Below are 21,361 nucleotides of genomic sequence, written 5' to 3'. Positions count from 1 at the left end.
ATATCTACCTAATAGACGCATGAGACCATCATTTAGTTTTACTTTTTTAAAAAAAACCAAACTATTTTTCTACTTATTCCGTCTACCTTATAGACGTACTTCAGCAAGAGAAAATAGAAGGGGCATGAAAGACGATGAAAAAACATGATGCATATCAGATGCTCGTAGCGTGCGTGACCGAGCATAAAGCGGATTTTTACCGGCTTGCTTTTAGCTATGTAAAAAATCAAGAAGATGCGCTTGATATTGTGCAAGAATCGATAAAGAAAGCACTCATTTCAATGGACAGTATTAAGGATATTCAATCAATTAAAAGCTGGCTTTATAAGATTGTTGTACGAACGGCAATTGATTTCCTGCGAAAGCATAAACGTTTAACACTTGTGGACGATGAAGCGCTTGAGTACTTGAGCAGCGGGCGCGAAGATCAGTATGAAGATATCGATTTAAAACAAGCAATGGATCAGCTGCCGGTTAAATATAAGACGATTATTATTCTGCGGTTTTTCGAAGATTTAAAAATGGACGAAATTGCGGAAATCATTGAGGAAAATGTAAATACGGTAAAGACAAGGCTATACAGAGCGTTGAACCTGTTGCGGATTACGATGACGGAGGAGGACTTAGAACAATGAATGAAAAAATAGAAAAGTTAAAGAAGCAGTATCATGACATTCCGATTCCACACGAATTAGACGATGTTGTCGCACAGGCACTTGCTTCACATCCTCGTAAAAAGAAATCCTATATTTGGCCGAGCGCAGTTGCGGCAGCAGCGGTGATTTTTATCACAACGGTGAATGTAAGTCCAGATGCGGCAAATGCAATGGCAAAAATTCCTGTACTGGGAAAAGTAGTAGAAGTAATCACATTTGAGGAACTGAAGCAAGAAGAAAAGCATTCTCGTATTGACGTGAAAACACCATCGATTTCAGGCTTGGAAAATAAAGGTCTTCAAACAAGCTTGAATAAAAAGTATATAAAAGAAAATGAACAGCTGTATGAACAGTTTAAAAAAGAGATGAAAACATTACAAAAAGGAGAGAAAGGAAACGTGGCTGTCAGCAGCGGCTATGATATTATGACGGATACCGATGATTTGCTTGTGGTTCATCGATATGTGGAAGAATCGAGAGCTTCAACGTCGAGCGTCAATCAGTACGACACGATTGATAAAAAACACGAAGTGCTCGTTACGCTTCCAAGTTTGTTCAAAGATAAAAGCTATATAAAGGTCATTAGTGAAAATATTAAGCAGCAAATGAAAGATCAAATGAAGCATGAAGAAGGCAAAATCTATTGGCTGACTGAAGAAGATATGGATCCTTTTAAAAAGATTGCTGAAAATCAAAGCTTCTACATTACAAAAGATCACAAGCTTAGAATTGTATTTGATAAATACAAAGTCGCCCCAGGATATATGGGAAACATTGAGTTTGAAATTCCGACAGACGTTATTTCAAACCTTTTAGTGGGCAAACGGTATATTCATTAAAAACCAAGCATGAACGCTTAGCGTTCATGCTTGGTTTTTTTACATAAAGAAACGAAAAAATTTATTTTTATGCAAAATAAGTTGAAATATATAGGCAATCATGTATAATATTTTGTATATATTTTCATTCTTTTTATTTATAAAGTCTTAGGGGAAATTGATGTGAACGGTTGCATTTTTAGAGAGGAAGTGAAGAGGTGAAACGCACGTTAAATCAAGATACGATTAAAGATGCCATGCTGTTTAATCAGCTTGTGATGCAGGTAAGCAAAGCTCTTTGGAAGTCTACTGAAAAGGATTGGGAGCAGTGGGTTAAGCCGTACGATCTGAGCATTAATGAGCATCACATTTTGGGGATTGCTTATCAGCTGGAAATTGCGTCGATGACCGACATTTCAAAGCTAGGCGTCATGCATTTATCCACAGCTTTTAACTTCGCAAAAAAATTGCACTTGCGAGGCTATCTTACCCTTTCTAAAAATGAGAAAGATAAGCGGAATACATACGTACAGCTCACAGAAGAAGGAAAAAAGGTGTTTTTAAAAACGCTCGAGGATTATAATCCTCTTGAAAATCCTTTGTTTCAAGGAGCGATGCCGCTGCGAGATGTTTACGGAGAGCTGCCTGACTTTGTTGAGCTGACGGCTCTGATTCGAAGCATATACGGAGAGGATTTTGTCCAGTTTATCGAACGTTCTTCTCAAGAGCCCGCTAGCTTGAAAAAATAAAAAAGCCTTCTTGTGCAAGCTGAGAAGGCTTTTTTGCATATCAACTTTTTTCAGTTAACCGTTCAAGTTCTTCTGAGGAATGTGCCATCTTCTCAATTCGCAGAGACAGCTGCTTCATTACATTCGCTATTTTTTCAAGCTCTTTTTTTGTTAGAACGGTTTGCTGTTTGTTCTCGGTTGTTATGCTAAGAACGTTCGTGAAAAAAGAAGTAATGTTGTTCATATTGTCAGCCGTATCTTTTGTTAATGTAGCGACTTCTCCCCCTAACGCCGAGACGCTTTCGATTTGTTTTTGAATGTCTCCGATAAAAGTGGAAATATTGGAAATAGATTTCTTCGTTTCTTCTGCAAGCTTCCGTACTTCCTGTGCCACCACTGCAAACCCTTTTCCATGCTCGCCCGCTCGAGCAGATTCAATCGAAGCATTTAATGCTAATAAATTTGTTTGCTCAGCAATAGAAGTAACAATCGAAACAATTTGATGAATTTGCTGTGATGTATGTTCGAGCGTTTTCATTTTGTTTTGAATGAGCGACGTATTTTTTTGTATGCTTCCAAGCATGTTTTGTTCTTCTTTTAATTTTGCTTGACTCGTAACGGATTCCTTCTCAATGACTTCTGCTAGTTCAGAGCTTTTGTTTGCATAAGAAACGACGTCAGAAGACTGACTGTGCATTTGATTCATAAATTTCTTCGTTTCTTCAGATAACGAAGAAAGGATAGATGATGTACGAGAGATTTCTAGCTGAATTTTCTCTTTTTGAGTCTGAAGTCCAGCGCGCTGCTCGTCATATTCAAGCTCATAGGCTTTTAACACAATTTGCTGTTCTAGACTAATAAGTTTTGTCATACTTGCGATAAAAGCTAGACATTCTTCTTTTGATTCCATCGTACGTTCACATACTGAAAGAAGCGACGTAAATAAATTTTGGAATGCGCACAAATACCAGTTTGGCTCAAGTCCAATTTTAACGTGCATCTTGGAAATTTTTTGACGTTTTACCACAAAAGCGTCGTCTATTTGTCCATCAAACATTTCTAAGATGTGCTGTTTTAACGTTTGTTTTAATGCATGGACGCTGCTGTGCTTTTCGATAATCGCAACCAAATGAGCCTGTTCGCCAATAGCTTTATAAAAATCATTCACGATTTCTTCGATGGCGTTCAGCGCGTGAACTTGAAATCTGGCAATTCGTTCGAGATCCTCTGCTGTTAAGGAAATCATGTTAATCTGCTTTTTTATCATCGGGTCCGATACATGAAGCTTTACAGTAACGGATTCGACAGCCGCGGCTTCGGCGTGCACGTTGTTTCGTTTAAACCAATTCATGTTTATCACCTTTATTTGCTAGAATAGTTGTTTTTCTCTTCTTCTTCTTCTTCTTCTTATATTTCGGCGTTTTACATCCAAGAGTTGAGGCTGTTTAAGAAGATTGTTATCAAATTGTTATCTTCTATTAATTGAATTGTTATCCGCAGATGGTATGGTTGTACGGTGCTTAAAACATGATTCGGGGAGGAAACGAAATGAAAAAAATGCTATCGGCGCTTCTTGTAGGAGGAGCTTTATTTGCAAGTCCGGCAATGGGACATGCTGCGTTTGGCGACACGGTTTTAAAACAAGGGATGACAAATGATGATGTTGAACAAGTTAAAACGGTGTTAAAAGATAAAGGATTTTTAAAAGGCGAAGTATCGCGTTATTTTAATTATGAAACAAAAAAAGCGGTTATGGCTTTTCAAGAGAAACATAACCTAGGAGCAGATGGAATTGTTGGAGAGAATACATACAATGCATTAGGTAAAGGCGGCGTTGTAGAAGGCGAATCAGAAGTGAATACGGATAAAGTAACCAGCAAAGCAAAATCCTTAATGGGCACGCCGTACAAATGGGGCGGCACTACACCTTCAGGATTTGACTGCAGCGGATATCTTCAGTATGTATATAAAGAAAGCGTAGGCGTTGATATTCCAAGAACGGTTGAAGATATCTATAAAGCAGGTGAAAATGTAAGTGAACCGCAGGTAGGAGATCTTGTGTTCTTTGAAACGTACAAAGAAGGTCCTTCTCATGCAGGCATTTATCTTGGAGACGGAAAGTTTATTAACGCATCGTCTTCTAAAGGCGTTACAATTAGCGATAAAAATTCAAGCTATTGGAAAGAGCGCTATATAGGAGCAAAGCGTATTGCAGCCAACTGATTCTTCATTTAATAGATAAGAAAAGACAAAGCTTAGGAGCTTTGTCTTTTTTTGTTTAGGTTTCAATAGGTAGGAGGAAGTAGGAAGTAATCATATGCAAAACGGGCTAGTCATGTGCGTATTTGTATGAAAATACACCAAAAGTTCTGTCACCTTTATGATAAAGCTTGTATATATTGGTAAAGTAATCTCTTAAGTTACGTCAATGGTTGTAGGTAATTTGAAGGGAGAACCGTATAAAAAGGAGGAACAAAATTTATGTTTTTTTGTTGTTACCGTCGCTATGTAGAAAAGATAAAACACCTGTTGTTTTCAAATCGATTTGCTGAATTTATTCAGGAAAACACAAAGAAAGCGGTAGAAGAAGTCGTTTATTCTGACACGTTCAAAGAATACGTAATAAATATTATTAAAGAATCTCAAGAATCACCTTTTAAAGAAATTGCCGAGCAGTATATCGGAAAAGAAGTTGTGATTGAAACAACGGCTGGTCCACTAGAAGGTGTTGTGACATTTGTAGGAGATGATTATTTAGAATTAGTAGAGTCTCCAACATCAACAGTATTACTTCCATTTACAAGCATCGTTACTATTCAAAGCGCTTAAACGAAAGGAGAGAAAAGTATGTTTCAAGATGCATTAAGAGAAAATGTGGGTTCATTTGTGCAAATCATCACAGCTATCGACGTTATTAATGGAACACTGCTTGCTGTTACGGACGCAGCGGCTGTTGTGCGTACATCAAGCTCATATGGTGAGCCCACGGACGTAACCATCCCACTAGTAGCCATCACGTATGTTCGAATTTTCAGCGGAGTTGAGTGAGATTGAAAGTATCAGTCATTATTCCAGTCTGTAACGAAGAAGATTCATTATTACCTGTGCTTAAAGAAGCTCAAAAAATAAAGCCGTTAGAAATTATTGTCGTAGTAAATGGATCTAGTGATGCAACTAAGGCAATAGCCGAGGATGCAGGGTGTCGCGTCATTTACTATGAAGAAGCTCTAGGCATTAATATTGGAAGAGCCATTGGTGCTAAAAAAGCAAAAGGAGATATTTTGCTTTTTTTGGACGGAGATATAGCGGTTCCTCATGAGGAGCTGATGAAATATACACAAGCTATAGAAACTGGTCATGATATCGCTTTGAATAATCTTACGTGGATTATGAAACGAAAGGTGCGTCCTCATCCTGTTTCCGTTGCAAAATATATGCTGAACTTGTGCTTACAGCGTGAAGATTTATCTGTTCAAGCCTTAACAGCTATTCCTCATGCCATCAAAAAAACATCAGCAGCTAAAATCGGCTACGAGAACTTAGCTCATCCACCCCTCGCTCATACCATTGCTCTTTTAAAAGGAATGTCAATTGTTGCACCGTGTTCTTCAGACGTTATTTATACAAACAAGATTCGAAATACTCATAAGACCGTTCCTACCAATTCACCTTTTCCAATTTCCACAAACTATATCATTGGAGATCACATTAAAGCACTGACTCACCTTATTGAAGAAAAAGGAATAAGAGGCGGACTAACAGATGGTGATCGAAACCGGGAAATTGTTTCTGCCTATACACCGAATGTGAAGCGGAAAACCGGCGTTAAATACAGTGCTGTTATTCCAGTAGGCGAAGAAAAAGAGACGATTTCAAGCGTGATTAAAGAAGTAAAAAAGGCCGGAGTCGAAGAAATCATCGTGGTTGCTAATGGGGCGGATGAGGTGACAGTTAAGCGAGCAATTGAAGCTGGAGCCACTGTTCTTCATTACAAGCAGCGGCTTGGACATAATGTACCTCGAGCAATCGGTGCCATGTACAGCAGCGGTGAAGTTTGCTTGTTCGTAGATGGGGATATCGTCATTTCTGCAGAAAATTTACGTCCGTATCTAGAAGCAGCTGATCAAGGAATTGATGTAGCGCTTAATAATTTAGAGTGTCTGCTGGATGAAGTGCATCCTATTCACTCTGTAAGTGCGGCGAAATATTTTCTTAATATCATTTGCAAACGTCCCGATTTGACAATCAATACAACGACGGCGATTCCGCATGCAATTAAACGGGATGTAATGGAGAAAGTTGGCTACGAATCTCTTATTATTCCACCTTTATTTCAATTAAAAAGTATTATGTACGGCTTTATGGTTCAGCCCGTTCATTTTGTTGATGTGGCGCGAACGAACCGGATTCGAAAGGAGCACATGAAAGTCAAAGGTTTGGCGGCATCAACGCAGCGCATTCTAGGAGATTATGTTGAGGCCCTTGCATACTATATTAGCCAAACAAGTGAAAGAGGCGAGTTTCTTCCGGACATACGAAGACATGATATCTTGTTTGAGGTGTTGAAGAATGAATAAAAAAGTTGCTGTTATTGGTCTTGGCTATGTTGGATTGCCGCTTGCTCTTTTATTTGCAAAGAAAAACTATAGCGTCGTTGGTCTTGATATTGACGCACGAAAAATTGAGGCGCTAAAACAAGGGAAAAGCTATATTCCAGATGTGCATAGTGATGTGATTCAAAGCGAGAAAAATTTTGAAGCATATGAGTTACAAAAAGGTATCTCTGCATTTCAAGCATGCGATTATGTAGTTGTGACCGTGCCAACTCCTATTACAGAAAATCATAACCCCGATCTAGGACCAGTCATTAGCGCATCTGCATTCTTAAAAGAACAGATGGTAAAAGGGCAAACCGTTATTTATGAAAGCTCTACTTACCCAGGCACGCTTGAAGAAGTCGTGTTGCCTATTTTGAAAGATTCCAACTTACAGGCAGGTAAAGATTTTTATCTAGCTTATTCTCCAGAACGAGTTGATCCGGCAAACAAATCATACGATATTGAGCATATTCCAAAAGTAATTAGCGGCTACAGCAAAGACTGCCTTCATCACGTGCAGACGTTTTATGAAAGTATTTTTCAACAGGTGGTGCCTGTTTCTTCTCCAAAAGTAGCAGAAATGTGCAAACTGTTTGAAAACATTCAGCGCCTGGTCAATATTTCGTTGGTGAACGAAACAAACGAGCTGTGTGAGGAATTAGGAATAGACTTTTATGAGGTCTTACAAGCTGCATCTACTAAGCCATTTGGATTCACTCCTTATTATCCAGGTCCTGGAATTGGAGGACACTGCATACCCGTTGATCCGCTTTATTTCCTATGGAAACTAAAGCAAAATGGCTTAACGAGCGAACTTATTGAAGCCGCTCATCATATTAATGAAGAAATGCCAAATAAAGTAATTAGACGTGTTGAAAAGCAGCTGGCAGCAAATGAGAAACGAGTGTTTGTTGTAGGCATGGCGTATAAAAAAGATGTAAATGATATGCGTGAATCGCCGGCGCTGACGGTATGTGAAGGTCTTTTAGCAAAAGGATATGAGCTGACGTATCATGACCCTTATATTGACTCCGCTATATTAAATAAGCAAACGTATTTTTCTGTACCGCTGACAAAAGAAGAAGTTGAAAAAAGCGATATTGTACTTGTATTAACCGATCACAGTCAAATCGATTGGTCAATTGTAAAATACGCAAAAAAAGTTGTGGATACAAGAGGTATTTTAAATGAATGAAACCGCTGAATTGTTCAGTGGTTCTTTTTTTAGGGGGGATATCAATGAAAACTCTTTCTGTCGTTCTGCCCGTTTACAATGAAGAAGAAATGTTAAAAAACGTGCTTAAACAAATTAAAAAAGTGAACGTGCTTGAGATTATCGTAGTTGCAAACGGCTGTACCGATGCTTCAGTTAAAATAGCGAAAGAAGAGGGATGTACGGTAAAAGTAGTAGAAAAACGCCTTTCTCCACATGAAGCGAGAATGGAAGGGGCAAAGGCTGCTAAAGGAGATGCCGTCTTATTTGTAGACGGCGATATTATTCTTTCGGCTTCCGAGCTTGAGCGTTTTGTTCAGCCGCTGTTATTTGAACATAGCGATGTGGTGCTAAACAAGTGGGAAAAAACAAAGATGAATGCTTTTAACCGCAGCGAGCTGACGTGGAGTACGGTTCTGCATCATGCACTTGGAAAGCCTCATCGTGCCAACGCTTGTTTAAAAGCGCCTTACGGTGTGCTAGTAAGCGTATTAAAGAACCACTGGGAGTTGCCGCCTCTTTCTTTATTTGTGACGTTCTTAACACAGTATCGTGTAAGCTCGCATATTACGATCGAAACGCAGGGAAAGGGAAGCTTTCGTCCGTTTGATCGGCCGCTGCGTAGCAGAGAACGAATTCAATCCTACCAGCAGCTTCTTCAAACATATTATACGTTTGCGTCACACCGTAAAAGGCGAGTGGATATGCTTTCGCAGCCTCTTCCAGTTGTTGAGCACGGCTGGGGGAGATTATCTTCTTTTTATGGAGGTAAACAGCTTTCTGTTATTATTCCGGTTTGCAACGAAGAACAAACACTCAAACAAGTGATTGCAGAAGCAAGAAAACTTGAACCGTTAGAAATTATTGTTGTGATTAACGGCTCTACGGATCAGTCGGAGAAGTATGCCAAAGAACAGGGTGTTAAAACTATTGTTTACGATGAGCGGTTAGGGCATGATTGCGGAAGAGCTGCAGGAGCACTTGCAGCAACGGGAGATATTCTTCTCTTCATAGACGGGGACTTTGTTCTTTCAGCTCAGGAGTTGTATCCGTTTGCTGCAGCGGTAGCGAGCGGTGTCGATGTAGCTTTAAACATATGTGAAGATGAAGAAAAGCTCACGCATGTGGTCCAGGGGTGGAAGTACGTGTTGAACGAGACAATAGGAAGAAAAGATTTATTAATGAGCTCCATGACAGCTGTTCCTCATGCCATAAGCAGAGAGTGCCTCGAGAAAATTGAGCCCGAATCTCTTGCTGTACCGCCTTTTGCCCAAGTAAAAGCCATAGTAGGGGGTTTTCATGTGCAGGCCGTTCACCATGTTGATGTAAATAAATTTAACCGATTTCGATATTCTGAACACTTATCATTAAAGAGCCATTCTGCTACGGCAGAACTCATTATTCAGGATCATATTTTTGCATTTCTATCGTATCTTCAGCGTGACTGAGCAGGAAGCATGGTCTTATTTAAAAAAAAAATGTTTAAAATGAGGTAAAGAAATTTGCTGATATCTTGTTTTTCTGTTCTAACCTCTTGAATTTGTTCACAGTTGTAACTAAAATTGTTACATGTGCAGACAAAAGTAAAAAAGGAGGAAAAGAAATGAAAAGCTATCAGCTTGGAACGTTTTTACTTCGTCTTATGTTAGGACTAACGTTTTTTATTCATGGACTTGGCAAATTTCAAAGCGGTATTGATAATACGGTCGGTTTTTTCCACAGCATGGGGATTCCCGCGTTTTTCGCTTACGCGGTTGCTGTTATTGAATTCCTAGGAGGAGCTGCTATGATTCTTGGGTTTCAAACGCGCTTAATAGGTGTTCTGTTTGCGATCGTGATGATTGGCGCTATTTTTACAGCGAAAAGCGGTGCTGGTTTTACAGGCGGCTATGAGCTTGAGATTGCCCTTTTTGTCGTTTCGCTTCATATGATTCTAGCAGGAAGCGGCGCGTACGCGTTAGACAACCGATTACAAAAACCAGAAGAACATTATTCTTAAAAAGGTAGGCGCTATGCGCCTACCCTTTTTTGTAAAATATATCCTTCTATCGATTCATTTTTACTAAAATATACAGCTATCATTTTTAAGAAAATTCGTATATATGGTACTATTTGGTCATAGATGACTACATAGTCATTCTATTTGAACGATACGGGGAGGTTTTAACATGAAAACCGAAAGAGAAAACGGAATTGTCCGTCAAGTGAATACAATTCAATCAAAAGAAGAGCGCTTTAATCCTTTTTCATGGTATGAAGAGATGAGAAACAGCGCGCCTGTGCAATGGGACGAAGAAAGGCAGGTATGGGATGTTTTTCACTATGACGGGGTCAAAGAAGTGCTAGAACAAAAGAATATTTTTTCTTCTGATCGAAGACCTCCACAAAACCAAAGACAAACTGCTCTAGGAACGAGCCTAATTAATATTGATCCGCCTAAGCATGCTGAAATGAGAGCGCTTGTTAATAAAGCTTTTACGCCTAAAGCAATGAAAGCATGGGAGCCTAAAATTGCGCGTATTACACACGAATTATTACAAGAAGTTGAGCATCTTGAAGATATTGATATAGTCGAGCATCTTTCCTATCCGCTTCCGGTTATGGTAATTGCCGATATTTTAGGCGTGCCGATAGAAGATCAGCGTCAGTTTAAAGATTGGTCGGATATTATCGTAGCGGGTCCGTCGAATAATGAACGCGAAACGCTCGAAAAATTGCAGCAAGATAAAATGAAAGCAAATGATGAGCTCGAAACTTATTTTTATAAAATCATTGAAGAAAAACGCACGCATCCAGGGGATGATATTATCTCCGTGCTTCTTCAGGCAAAAGAAGAAGGGAAGCAGCTAACGGATGAAGAAATCGTCGGGTTTTCCATTTTGCTGCTGATTGCAGGCAACGAAACAACCACGAACTTAATTTCAAATACGATTTATTGTTTAATGGAAGATAAAGCTTCTTTTGAACGACTCAAACGAGAAAAAGAACTTTTGCCTTCTGCGATTGAAGAAGTTCTCCGCTATCGTTCACCCGTTCAGGCTCTTCACCGAATCGTAAAAGAAGATGTGGTTCTTGCAGGGAAGAAATTAAAAGCGGGCGAACACGTCGTTCCATGGATGGGATCCGCGCACCGAGATGCGCAGTATTTTGAAGACCCGGATGTATTTCAAATCGATCGAAAGCCAAATATCCATATGGCATTTGGAAGAGGGATTCATTTTTGCTTAGGAGCACCGCTTGCTCGAATAGAAGCAAAAGTTATGCTGGCTGAACTGATTGACCGCTATCCGCATATGGACTGGAGCCCGGCATTTGAGTTAAAGCCGATTGAAAGCACATTTGTGTATGGGTTAAAAGAATTATTGATTCGAAAACATGTATAAAAAAAGCACGCTTTGCGTGCTTTTTACTCTTTTTCTGCCTGAATTCTCGCTTCAGCAATTTTATCGGTATGATTATATCCCCATTGAAACATCAGCTCGATAATAGGGATGAGAGTTTCTCCAAAAGGCGTTAAATAATATTCTACTTTAGGCGGAACTTGTTTATAGACTTCGCGGTGGATAATTCCGTCGCGCTCGAGTTCGCGAAGCTGCAGCGTGAGCATTCGCTGCGTTACGCCAGGAATGAGTCTGCGCAGTTCATTAAAGCGCCGGCGTTCCTTGGATAATTGATATAAAATGACGCTTTTCCATTTGCCTCCGACTACATCAACGGCTGCTTCCACAGGGCAAGAATAGCCGTGAGGCTCCCATTTTGTTAAGTCGTATTTCATAGTGATTACTCCTTTTATCAGTGAGTTCAGCTGCATTTGTGCTGTTTATACTATAGCACGTCTTATTTGATAAAAACATGGAAATGATTCATGGGATTATTGACGGAAAATTAAAAAAGTAATGGAAATAATTATGAGTTTGTTGTATGATGAAACTATGAAAATAACTTTTCTATTAAAAAGCGAAATATTTTGAAAGCGCTTTATTTATAAAGGACGACAGGGGAAAGGGCGGAGGAACGATGAAAAGATTTATCAAAGTAGAAAAAAGAAATCATGTGGCGGTTATACGAATGAATCAGTCGATGCTTAATCGTTTGAACAGCGAAGTTATGTATGAGCTGCAAGAAACGATGAATGAGTTGCAGCACGATTCGTCGGTTGGATCTATTGTATTCATGGGAGAGTACTATAAAATGAACGGAGATCATAGAACAACCTCTTTCCTACGAGAAGAAACAGGAAGGCTTTATCAGCCGATTCATGCAGTAGCAGCTCGAGCGATTTTTCAGCGTATTTCATGCAGTGCCAAACAAACGATTGCGCTTCTTACAAACTTTACGTTTGGCGGAGGGTATGAGTTAGCTTTAGCATGCGACGTACGAATTGCGGAAGAACCTGTGCAGCTCAAGTTAACAAACGGTATGACTGTTAGTGCGCAAGAAGCATGCAACATGGGAAAAGTGCAGCACGTTGTGCAAAAAGGGAAAGGATTAGAATATTCACTTGCGCTCAATGCATTAGAAAAGGAAGCTTAAAAAGCGCTTTCACTTTATTTCCTATAAAGTGAAAGCGTTTTTATTTTATTTCATTGACAAAATGGTATTGAAAATTCTGAAAAAAGGAGTAGAATGATAACAAATCTACTTATTTTAAATAAGCAAAGGAGCTGGTATCAATGCCATTCATTTTTAAAGAAGCGGTAGTCGGATTGTTTACAGCGGCAGCAGCAGGTTTACTGGCGTTTCAAGGAGTAGAAGTGGTGACAGCCATCATTCATATGCTAACTTTTTGGAAACAGTAATAGCTAATAAGTAGAGGAACAACTTATAAAGATAAGGGGCTTGAGAGTTTCTCAGCCCTTTTTGTTGTGGAGCTCATTATTTTTCAGTATACTAACGGTGGAAATTAAGACATAATATGGTTACATAGCAGGGATTTACGAACTTAGTAGGGAAGTATGTAGACTCTGAAAAAATAAACAATGATCGCTTTTACCCGGTAACAAGTCTTGTTATCGGGTAACGTGTGTAAGGGGTGTGGATAAGTGAAAGATAAAAATTTAACAGAAGAACAGCAGCGAGTTGATTGGGTAGTAGAAGAAATCAGCCAAAAAGCTGAAAAGATAGGCAAAAGCGTAGGAAACGTAAAAGGTGAAATTGTCGATTTGCGAAGCACGTTTTGGGACGATGTTACGGTTAATATGGATGAGCCAGATGACGTAATTGAGACATTTACGAGCATTAAGCAGCAGGCAGAACTTTTAGCTGAACGTGAAATTACCCATAGACAAGCGTATGATCAATTAAAAACATTAAAAAAACTAACGCAATCCCCTTATTTTGGGCGTTTTGATTTTATAGAAAATGGTGAAAAAGAAGCGGAAGCTATTTATGTAGGCGTCGGCTCCTTAATGGATCAAAAAGATGAAGAGTTTTTAATTTATGATTGGCGTGCGCCGATTTCGAGTCTTTATTATGATTATTCACCAGGAAAGGCGCAGTACGAAACGCCAGGTGAAGCGATTAAAGGCGAGATGAAGCTAAAGCGTCAGTTTATTATTGAAAATAGCGTAATTAAAAGTATGTTTGATACAGGAATTACCATTCGAGACGAGCTGCTTCAAGAAGTGCTCGGGCACAATGCAAGCAGTCAAATGAAAAGTATTGTAGCGACCATTCAAAAAGAACAAAACCAAATTATTCGAAATGAAAAAAATAAAGTGCTGATTGTTCAAGGGGTAGCAGGGAGTGGTAAAACGTCGGCAGCTCTTCAGCGTGTGGCTTATCTTCTCTATCATCACCGAAAGCAGCTGACTGCAGAAAACATGATGCTGTTTTCACCAAATCCGCTTTTTAACAGCTACGTTTCAACCGTTCTTCCGGAGCTTGGAGAAGACAACATGAAACAAACAACGTTTCAGCAATATGCTGATGGACGGTTAGGAAACGAGTTTGAAGTGGAGGATTTGTTCGTTCAAATCGAATATTTGCTAACGGAGAAAGATGCCGCAACAAAAAAACAAAAAATGCAGGAAATCCGCTACAAAGCAAGCCGTGAATTTAAAAAGCAGGTAGATGCGTATATCGAAGAGCTGTCTACTAAAGACATCATTTTTAAAAACATTAAGTTTCGCGGCGAAATCGTGTTATCTGCTCGGCGTCTGCTGTCTTATTTCTACTCGCTTGATACGGGAATTTCCATCCCTAACAGAATGCAGCTTGTAGCCGAGTGGGCGCTTAAACTCATTAATCAGCTTGAAAAACTTGAGCGTAAAAAAGATTGGGTTCAAGAAGAAATTCAGCTTTTAGAAAAAGAAGATTATGTAGAGGCCTATCAGCACCTGCAGAAAAAGGAAGGCTATACGGAAAGCTCATTTGATGATTTCGATCGGGAACAAGCGTATTTAGCCAAAGCCGTTGTAGCTAAGAAAATGAAATTTATTAAGCAGGCCATCAAGCAGCTTAAATTTATCGACATTCGCCGTATCTATATGCAGCTGTTTGAAAGAAATCATCTTTTTTCACACGTAGAAGGGTGGGAAGACACTGCTAAAAACACGGTACAAAGAGTCATGAACATGAAGCTGTCTTATGAAGACGTAACGCCTTATTTATATATCCAAGATCAAATTGAAGGGCGCAAAGCTAACCCTGTCATTCGCTATTTGTTTATTGATGAAGCACAAGATTATTCACCGTTTCAGCTAGCATTTTTAAAAGAGCTGTTTCCGCATGCCAGAATGACGCTGCTTGGAGACTTGAATCAAGCGATCTATGCGCACGCCTTGAACGCACCGACCATTCTTTCAAGCGAGCTGTATGAAGAGAAAGAAGCAGAAACGCTGACTCTTACAAGAAGCTATCGCTCAACACGTCAAATTGTCGAGTTTTCAAGGGATATGGTCGCAAACGGCCATTTAATCGATCCGTTTAATCGAAACGGAGCGAAGCCGACCGTGACGGCTGCAGGTGACGTCAAAGAGCTGCATGAGGCAATCATAAACAAAATTAATGAATTGAAGCAGCGCAACTATAAAACGATTGCTATTATTGCTAAAACAGCTGAGGAAAGTCGTCAAGCATTCCAAGCTTTGCCTGATTCGATGTCTGCAAGACTGCTGACAAAAGAAACAAGTTCATTTGAAAAAGGCATGCTTGTCCTGCCAGCTTACTTAGCAAAAGGAATTGAATTTGATGCTGTCATCATTTATAATGCGTCGAGTGAATGTTACCAAGATGAATATGAGCGGAATTTATTTTATACAGCATGCACAAGAGCGATGCATGAGCTCCACCTGTTCTCACTTGGTGAAATTAGCCCGTTTATATCAAATAAAGAAACTTATGAATACCACGGTAAATAAACAGAGAACGGTCAGTGTCTTGAGTGTCTGGAATAGTAGTACGAAAAATCGAGGGTGAAATCGCAAAGGTTTTACCCTCGATTTTTTATTTTTATGGATGGATTCAGTTTATTTACATTGCTTGAATAAAATTTGTTTGGTTAAAGTCCAACTACCATAAAGCGAATCAGAGGGACAGTGAAAGGAGGAGTTTTATATCCAATATTTACGAATAAATGTATTACTCATCTTTATAATAAGTTTATTTTTCTCGGGTATTATTCTTTTTTCTTATAAGTTATTTGCTGCGGGACTGTTGCCTATCATAGGCTTGCTTTTTATCTATGCTTTAACCTTTAAATATCGTTCAACGGTTTCTCTGTTTCTATTCTTTTTAGTAGGGACATGTATGTTTCAAATAGGAAGCAATTATTTCATTGAGTGGGATCTATCTAAAAAGATGAAAATTATTGTAAACAGAGTGTTACTTCTGTTTATTATAGGTGGACTATTGCTTTCAGTTTTGTTGTCCAAGCAAAGAGTATTTCTTTTTGCATCATTGCCAGACTGGCAGAAACGTGTAGTGATGCCACAGCATTCAATTCAGCTAACGTACTTTTTAATGTTTGGTCTGATTGGTTCGGCTACGATTTTTGTACCTTTACTATTCGCTGAAGATATAAGCTATACAAAATCATTCGTCATATACGGTATAGTATTCTCAATTATAAATGCAATTTTAGAAGAGGTGCTTTGGAGAGGAATTATGTTATCTCATTTAAAAAGCAGTCTATCGACTTTTTACGCTGTTTTTATTACGAGTATTGGATTCGGTCTTTTGCACATATCAATAGGAATTCCTGTGGTAATAAGTTTGCTTTTTTCTTTTGGGGGATTTTTCTACGCATTTGTCGTTTTAAAGACGAAAAGCATATATCCAGCCGTAGTTTTTCATTTTATTATTAATTTAGGTATGGTCTTTAACGGATGGATATTTTAGCATCTTTCACAAAGAAGAGATTGAGACATGATGGAATCAATCCACTCCAAAGACAAACAAATAGAGTACATGAGCTGGACTGCTTGTTCCACTATCAAAATAAAAAAATCCGAACAATTCATCGTCCGGATCTTCTTTACTTAAAATATGTTTGTCTCATTTTTTTATGAGTTACTTCCTGTGTAATTACGATTATGTTACCTGAACTGCTTACAGTAAGCTGCCTTCTTTTTATTGACCTTCAAAATGCAGCAAATACTTCACTAAATAAAGGCCTGAGTTTGTTTTTTCTTGAAGAGGAATGGTCAGGCATGTGACGTAATAATATCCTTTTGGAATGTCATAGCTTAAAGTTTCAGATAGGACGCTTTTGATTTCAATCCCATCGCTTTCGACGTGAAAAGGAAGGCGAGTGGTCTTTTCAGCCTTTGATGCGTCTGGAGTTTCGTTTACCCACACTTCAATAATGGCTTTTGTATTCGACACGGCTTCAAATGAAATAGCTTTATCGTCTGCGACATATCCTTTTTGAATATCTTCATCACTCCAGTCGTGATGGGGCTTTGGCTGTCCTTTTTGAAATAGCGTAAACTGATGATATGACATTGTTAGCTCTTGTTCTTTCCATTTTGTTTTCATGATTTCACCTCTTCAAAGTAAAGCTTGTTCAGCTATTATTGCACGATAAATTGTACGCGTGTACCATCTGGGTACTGTTCTAACTGATTTCCAACCCATGAGCCGGCTCCGCGGTTATCAGAAGGTGAAATATAGCGAATATCAGCTCCTGCTCCGCCTTCTTCGCACATAGCCATTGGCCATTCATCACGGTCATAGCCTGTTTTTGTTGGGTATCCTTTTAGCGATTCTTCTCGGTTTGCTTCAGCACCATCGCGATCAATTGTGCAAACGGAAGAGTGACCAGCAGCAATTGCGTCGCGAATATGATCGCCGGTTTCAGGATATCGGTCCAGTGGAAAATAAAGCGTTGCATCATAGTTTGCTTCGGCTTCCGTTTTTTCAGGAGCTAAAAACGCCGCATGTCCTATAAACCCTAAAACGCATGCAATGATAATGAATAGACTTGCCATTAATTTTTTCCCGTATGTACTCATCTCAAACCTCCAGTGTAGTCGTTTTTACAGCTTAACTATACTCTCAGATTGCTAAGTTTAGATTACAGGACAATAAATACGGTGTAAACAAGTATTAACAATTATGTAAAAATGATCATTTTGTCTTATCTGTAAGATTCAAAAGGCCTCAGAATATTCTAGGAGTTATACTTTGCGGTGTGTACCTTACTTACGATTCAGATTAAATGGAGTGTGAAGTGTCTAATTGTATGTCTATGGGTCCTAGGTGAAAAAAAGAGTCAACTTCCTTTACTTGACATCATACCCTAATAGGTATAAAGTTGTGTGTACATTTACTTCTTGTGTAAGCTTAAAAGCAACAAACGCAATCATGCATGAGCGGAGGTAGTAGTATGATGGAATATGATAAGCAAGTTAAAAATCGTTTGAAACGTATTGAAGGTCAGTTAAAAGGCGTCTTAAATATGATGGAACAAGGAAAAGACTGCCGTGACATTGTGACACAGCTCTCAGCAGCCAGAAGCGCAATTGATCGCACGATGGGTGTTATTGTCAGCACAAACCTTGAACAATGCGTAAGAGAAAGCATTGAAAAAGGCGAGAATACGGAAAATTTAGTAAAAGAAGCAGTAGAGTTGTTAGTAAAAAGCAGATGAGACATTCGTTTCATCTGCTTTTTGTTTTTTCTGTACGCTGCTTAAAAGGATAAAAAGCGCTGTTCCTAAACACAATACGGATAGGAACAGCGGTTTTTTAGGTTTATCTCGTTTTAAGAACAGGAAAGATATATGGAGAGAAAGGAGGAGGTCAAGGTGAATGATGACAAAAAGTCACCAACATATAATCATACGGAAATTCATCATAAAATTGAGGCTTCTCCAAAAGCGCCGGGAATCAAAGCTGCTTTTCGCTTTAACCACGCTTCTTCTCCGTGGGTAAGAGGAATCAGCTCAGGCTTGTCTTCAAGTTTGCCGATTTTAATAGGCATTTTGTTTGGTCATTTGCAGTACGGCCTCATTGCAAGCATTGGCGGGTTTACATATTTGTATACAAAAGATGAGCCTTACGCGCAGCGTGCCGTTAAGTTATTTTTAGCTTTGCTTGGCATTACGCTGTGCTTTACGCTAGGCTCGTTATTTGCTGAGGTGGAGTGGATAAAAACTATTTTATTTGGTGTGATTGGAGCCGTATCGGTTTATATCTTCGGAGCTTTAAAAATTCCGGGACCTTCAGCCATGTTTTTTGTTCTTTCATTTGCAGTGAGTACAAGCATTCCAGCTCCGAATTTACAGGCAGTTTTTTTGCATGCAGGCCTCGTTTTTTTAGGAGGAGCACTATCTTGGTGTATTAGCATGAGCGGCTGGCTTATTAATCCACGCGGGCCTGAAACTGCCGCTGTGGCGAAAGCTTATAGGCAGATAGCTTCATTTGTTGGATCACTTGGCACGGAATCGTTTCACGCTGAGCAGCACAAAACGGTTGTAGAGCTTCGGGCAGCGGAAACAGCGATGAAGCAAGCGAAAATTAATCGAAAAAAATCATCGTTTTCTCACCGGCTGTTTTTATTAAACCAAAAAGCTGAAGGGCTGTTTATTTTTGTGATGGCCGCTGCGAATGATTTTAATCCGGCTGTTTCGAAAAAAGCACAAGCGGTAATTGAAACGTTCGCATCCGAAATGGCCACGTTAAAAAAACATAAAAAAATTCGAGACGTGCGAGAAGAAATTGAAGAGCTGTCCATCAAAGAAGAGCTGCGAACATTATTACTAGATGTAAACGACGTTCTTCAAATGAAGGAATTGAAAGAAACGGAGTATATTCAATTTTCACAAGGCAGCGTAAAAGCACGGTTAAAAGCTGCTTTTCACAAACGTTCGTATGTACTTAAAAACGCTTTGCGCTACGGAATTATTATGATTATCGCCGCAGCTGTTGCCTACACGACAGACATTCCAAGGTCTTACTGGATTCCTCTCACGTGTGCAGGAGTGATGCTTGGGGCAACCGTTCGTGCAACGGTTCAGCGAGGTATTCAACGCTCTGTCGGAACCATTTTAGGTATTTTAATTGGAACCGGGATTCTCATGCTTGAACCAACGGGAATCGTCATTGCGCTCATTGTCTTTGTGCTTCAGTCAACGATTGAAATTGTGATTGTTAAAAACTACGCGCTCGGTACGCTTTTTATCACACCGAATGCTCTTTTAATTGCTGAAAGCGGTCATCCGGACAAAGCGATTAGCTACTTTACGTCCGCTCGAGTGATTGATATTGTTATTGGTTCTGTTATTGGAGTGGTCGGTACGGTATTAGTTTTTAAACGAGCTTCTTCGCTTCGTCTGCCGTATTTGCTTGGAGATGTCATTCGAAAAGAAGGACAATTTTTAGAAATGCTAAGCACCGAACAAGATGAAGAAAGAATTAAACAAGAAAGAAATAAGCTTCAAGGAGAACTTGTTAATCTTCGGGCGCTTTATGATAATGTGATTGGAGAATATTCTAAAACGGCCGTCAAGCTTGAAGGACTGTGGCCGGCAGTTGTCGCTACGCAGCAGTTAGGTTATATGCTTCTTGCGTCGTATGAAGGATATGAGCTGTCAGAAACAGAAAAGCGAGAGCTTCAGGAAACATTTGCTCAGCTAGCCGCAGCAGCAGAGCAAAAGCGAGCGCCAAAGCTTTCAAGTGTTCCGACCCTGAAACGCTACCCCATTATTCAAGGGGAAATAACTGCTTTATATGAAAGTCTGCAGGTAGAAATATAAAAAGCACGGAACCAATGGGCTCCGTGCTTTTGCTTTTACATATCCACAACTTCACTTACTGTTTTATTTACATCGTCACGCGTCATTTTTTCTTTTCCTTTCATTAAGGCGTTTAACGTTCCATCGGCAAGCGCTAACGGAATTTTGCAGAAATGAAGAATCGGAAGCGATTTGACGTCTTCTAAATATTTCTTTCCTAGTGACAGATTGCGGCGAGCATAGGCAAACATATCTTCTCTGCTCCAGTTGTTAGGGAAGAAGCTGACTCCACGCTCTGAATCTTCCGAGGTATTGCGCAAAATATTTACAGACTGCAAGCCGCGTCCAAATGCAATGGCTAATTCTTTGTCTGTCTCCGTGCCGTCATACCATTTCCAAATGTCGTTAAGCATCACGCCTACTAGACCAGCTACGTAGAACGTATAGTCGTCTAAATCCGCTTCATTTTGAATATGCCAGTCTTTTTCTACCCAATCGGCCATCCCTTTGGCCATAATAGAAGTTGCATCTAATACTTGATCTGCAACTCCAGTCGGACAAAGCGCAATCCAATTGCCGAGCTGAAGCGTTACGTCAGGTAAATCAGCTTGATAAGGACCTACTAATGCCATGTACTCGTCTTCGTTAAAAGACTTTTTTAACAGGTCACTAATGGCGTAAAGCAAGCGGCTTTTTACACCGGCTTCTAGCTCAGGGTGATCTTCAATTTCATCAATTGCCCTCATACATAAGTAAGCAGATCCTACTGCATCTTGCAATTCTGCCGGCAAGTGGCTAATTGGAATAAAAAATGTTCGGCTTGTCTCTTTTAACATCACCATTGCGTTGTCGCGTAATTTGTTGGGTACACTCATTGATAACTAGCTCCTTTTTACATATCCACATGTCAAATTAGTTTAAGTTTTCATCTTATATACTATAGTAACAAAAAATGAGCATTTAATGGAGTTTAAAGATTACTTATTAACGATATTGTCATTATTTTGTAGTATTTAAACAGAGATACTTGTATCATGCACAAGTTTACACTACGATAATACTCGTTCATTCTTCGTTTTACAGACATAAAAAGATTATTTTTAAGAAAATTGCCGTCATGCTAACGGGTTAGATGAGCTTTTAAGAAAACCCTCAACAGTCGGGTATACA

22 protein-coding genes are annotated in these 21,361 nt (G+C 39.4%); 17 read left to right on the top strand and 5 right to left on the bottom strand.

All coding sequences use genetic code 11. The annotated features are described in order from the left end of the window. Nucleotides 1-134 precede the first annotated feature (134 nt). The 3 genes from ACO1DI_RS04050 (at nt 135) to ACO1DI_RS04040 (ending at nt 2,223) form a co-directional block, all read left to right on the top strand. Nucleotides 135-635 carry an RNA polymerase sigma factor gene (locus ACO1DI_RS04050; protein ID WP_116739324.1) on the top strand — a complete coding sequence of 167 codons (501 nt, stop codon included), beginning with the start codon at nt 135-137 and terminating at the stop codon, nt 633-635. Beyond that, a complete protein-coding gene (locus ACO1DI_RS04045; protein ID WP_182421281.1) occupies nt 632-1,495 on the top strand; it encodes an RsiV family protein in 864 nt (287 codons plus the stop codon). Before ACO1DI_RS04050 ends, ACO1DI_RS04045 begins: the two co-directional genes overlap by 4 nt. A 197-nt stretch (nt 1,496-1,692) precedes the next feature. Further along, the gene (locus ACO1DI_RS04040) at nt 1,693-2,223 is read left to right on the top strand and encodes an HTH-type transcriptional regulator Hpr (RefSeq protein WP_115654725.1); all 531 of its coding nucleotides are present in this window, start codon (nt 1,693-1,695) and stop codon (nt 2,221-2,223) included. Nucleotides 2,224-2,263: 40 nt separating this feature from the next. Here the strand turns inward: ACO1DI_RS04040 and ACO1DI_RS04035 are convergent, their stop codons facing one another. Next, complete coding sequence (locus tag ACO1DI_RS04035) at nt 2,264-3,553, bottom strand: globin-coupled sensor protein (RefSeq protein ID WP_208732968.1); 1,290 nt, start codon at nt 3,551-3,553, stop codon at nt 2,264-2,266. A gap of 197 nt (nt 3,554-3,750) precedes the next feature. Here ACO1DI_RS04035 and ACO1DI_RS04030 point away from each other — a divergent pair, with 197 nt between their 5' ends. From ACO1DI_RS04030 to ACO1DI_RS03995, 8 genes are all read left to right on the top strand, one after another. After that, the gene (locus tag ACO1DI_RS04030) at nt 3,751-4,425 is read left to right on the top strand and encodes an NlpC/P60 family protein (protein WP_423145113.1); all 675 of its coding nucleotides are present in this window, start codon (nt 3,751-3,753) and stop codon (nt 4,423-4,425) included. A 258-nt stretch (nt 4,426-4,683) separates the two neighbouring features. Beyond that, nucleotides 4,684-5,031 carry a DUF2642 domain-containing protein gene (locus ACO1DI_RS04025; protein WP_115654723.1) on the top strand — a complete coding sequence of 116 codons (348 nt, stop codon included), beginning with the start codon at nt 4,684-4,686 and terminating at the stop codon, nt 5,029-5,031. 18 nt (nt 5,032-5,049) lie between these two features. Continuing rightward, the gene (locus ACO1DI_RS04020) at nt 5,050-5,250 is read left to right on the top strand and encodes a hypothetical protein (RefSeq protein WP_014458685.1); all 201 of its coding nucleotides are present in this window, start codon (nt 5,050-5,052) and stop codon (nt 5,248-5,250) included. Between the two features lie 2 nt (nt 5,251-5,252). After that, complete coding sequence (locus ACO1DI_RS04015; RefSeq protein WP_115654722.1) at nt 5,253-6,779, top strand: glycosyltransferase family 2 protein; 1,527 nt, start codon at nt 5,253-5,255, stop codon at nt 6,777-6,779. Further along, complete coding sequence (locus ACO1DI_RS04010; RefSeq protein ID WP_042991958.1) at nt 6,772-7,995, top strand: nucleotide sugar dehydrogenase; 1,224 nt, start codon at nt 6,772-6,774, stop codon at nt 7,993-7,995. The genes ACO1DI_RS04015 and ACO1DI_RS04010 overlap by 8 nt, the downstream gene beginning before the upstream one ends. Nucleotides 7,996-8,039: 44 nt before the next feature. Beyond that, complete coding sequence (locus ACO1DI_RS04005; RefSeq protein ID WP_042991960.1) at nt 8,040-9,461, top strand: glycosyltransferase family 2 protein; 1,422 nt, start codon at nt 8,040-8,042, stop codon at nt 9,459-9,461. Nucleotides 9,462-9,616: 155 nt separating this feature from the next. Continuing rightward, the gene (locus ACO1DI_RS04000) at nt 9,617-10,012 is read left to right on the top strand and encodes a DoxX family protein (RefSeq protein ID WP_208732969.1); all 396 of its coding nucleotides are present in this window, start codon (nt 9,617-9,619) and stop codon (nt 10,010-10,012) included. A 169-nt stretch (nt 10,013-10,181) separates the two neighbouring features. Beyond that, nucleotides 10,182-11,396, top strand: coding sequence for a cytochrome P450 (locus ACO1DI_RS03995; RefSeq protein ID WP_115654721.1), 1,215 nt, complete (start codon nt 10,182-10,184; stop codon nt 11,394-11,396). Between the two features lie 23 nt (nt 11,397-11,419). Here ACO1DI_RS03995 and ACO1DI_RS03990 read toward each other — a convergent pair whose 3' ends face one another. Beyond that, nucleotides 11,420-11,788, bottom strand: a complete 369-nt coding sequence (locus ACO1DI_RS03990) for a winged helix-turn-helix transcriptional regulator (RefSeq protein ID WP_014458688.1) — start codon at nt 11,786-11,788, stop codon at nt 11,420-11,422. A gap of 242 nt (nt 11,789-12,030) precedes the next feature. Between ACO1DI_RS03990 and ACO1DI_RS03985 the strand changes: the two genes are divergently transcribed. The 4 genes from ACO1DI_RS03985 to ACO1DI_RS03970 all read left to right on the top strand — a co-directional run bounded on the left by ACO1DI_RS03985 (nt 12,031) and on the right by ACO1DI_RS03970 (nt 16,353). Beyond that, the gene (locus ACO1DI_RS03985; protein ID WP_116739305.1) at nt 12,031-12,546 is read left to right on the top strand and encodes an enoyl-CoA hydratase/isomerase family protein; all 516 of its coding nucleotides are present in this window, start codon (nt 12,031-12,033) and stop codon (nt 12,544-12,546) included. Nucleotides 12,547-12,686: 140 nt separating this feature from the next. After that, entirely contained in the window at nt 12,687-12,812 is a 126-nt protein-coding gene (locus tag ACO1DI_RS03980; RefSeq protein ID WP_014458690.1) for a hypothetical protein, read from the top strand. A 243-nt stretch (nt 12,813-13,055) separates the two neighbouring features. Further along, nucleotides 13,056-15,374 carry an RNA polymerase recycling motor HelD gene (gene helD, locus ACO1DI_RS03975; protein WP_208732970.1) on the top strand — a complete coding sequence of 773 codons (2,319 nt, stop codon included), beginning with the start codon at nt 13,056-13,058 and terminating at the stop codon, nt 15,372-15,374. A 388-nt stretch (nt 15,375-15,762) separates the two neighbouring features. Then, nucleotides 15,763-16,353, top strand: a complete 591-nt coding sequence (locus ACO1DI_RS03970; protein ID WP_140451079.1) for a CPBP family intramembrane glutamic endopeptidase — start codon at nt 15,763-15,765, stop codon at nt 16,351-16,353. Nucleotides 16,354-16,584: 231 nt separating this feature from the next. Here ACO1DI_RS03970 and comJ read toward each other — a convergent pair whose 3' ends face one another. Beyond that, entirely contained in the window at nt 16,585-16,992 is a 408-nt protein-coding gene (gene comJ, locus ACO1DI_RS03965; RefSeq protein ID WP_116739299.1) for a competence protein ComJ, read from the bottom strand. A gap of 35 nt (nt 16,993-17,027) precedes the next feature. Beyond that, on the bottom strand, nt 17,028-17,468 hold the full coding sequence (locus tag ACO1DI_RS03960) for a NucA/NucB deoxyribonuclease domain-containing protein (protein ID WP_014458694.1): 441 nt from the start codon (nt 17,466-17,468) through the stop codon (nt 17,028-17,030). A 377-nt stretch (nt 17,469-17,845) separates the two neighbouring features. On the opposite strand from ACO1DI_RS03960, the gene ACO1DI_RS03955 reads away from it, so the two are divergent. Both ACO1DI_RS03955 and ACO1DI_RS03950 read left to right on the top strand, forming a co-directional pair. Further along, nucleotides 17,846-18,106 (top strand): metal-sensitive transcriptional regulator, encoded by a 261-nt coding sequence (locus ACO1DI_RS03955; RefSeq protein ID WP_013058561.1) that lies wholly within the window; start codon nt 17,846-17,848, stop codon nt 18,104-18,106. 156 nt (nt 18,107-18,262) lie between these two features. Then, nucleotides 18,263-20,212, top strand: a complete 1,950-nt coding sequence (locus ACO1DI_RS03950) for an FUSC family protein (RefSeq protein ID WP_208732972.1) — start codon at nt 18,263-18,265, stop codon at nt 20,210-20,212. A gap of 35 nt (nt 20,213-20,247) precedes the next feature. On the opposite strand, the gene ACO1DI_RS03945 is transcribed toward ACO1DI_RS03950, so the two are convergent. Then, a complete protein-coding gene (locus tag ACO1DI_RS03945) occupies nt 20,248-21,066 on the bottom strand; it encodes a squalene/phytoene synthase family protein (protein ID WP_014458697.1) in 819 nt (272 codons plus the stop codon). Nucleotides 21,067-21,361 lie beyond the last annotated feature (295 nt).

Origin of the sequence: Priestia sp. 40, from assembly GCF_049368575.1 — a bacterium.
GTDB classification, from domain to species: Bacteria; Bacillota; Bacilli; order Bacillales; family Bacillaceae_H; genus Priestia; species Priestia zanthoxyli.
This window is presented reverse-complemented; position numbering and strand designations above follow the sequence as displayed.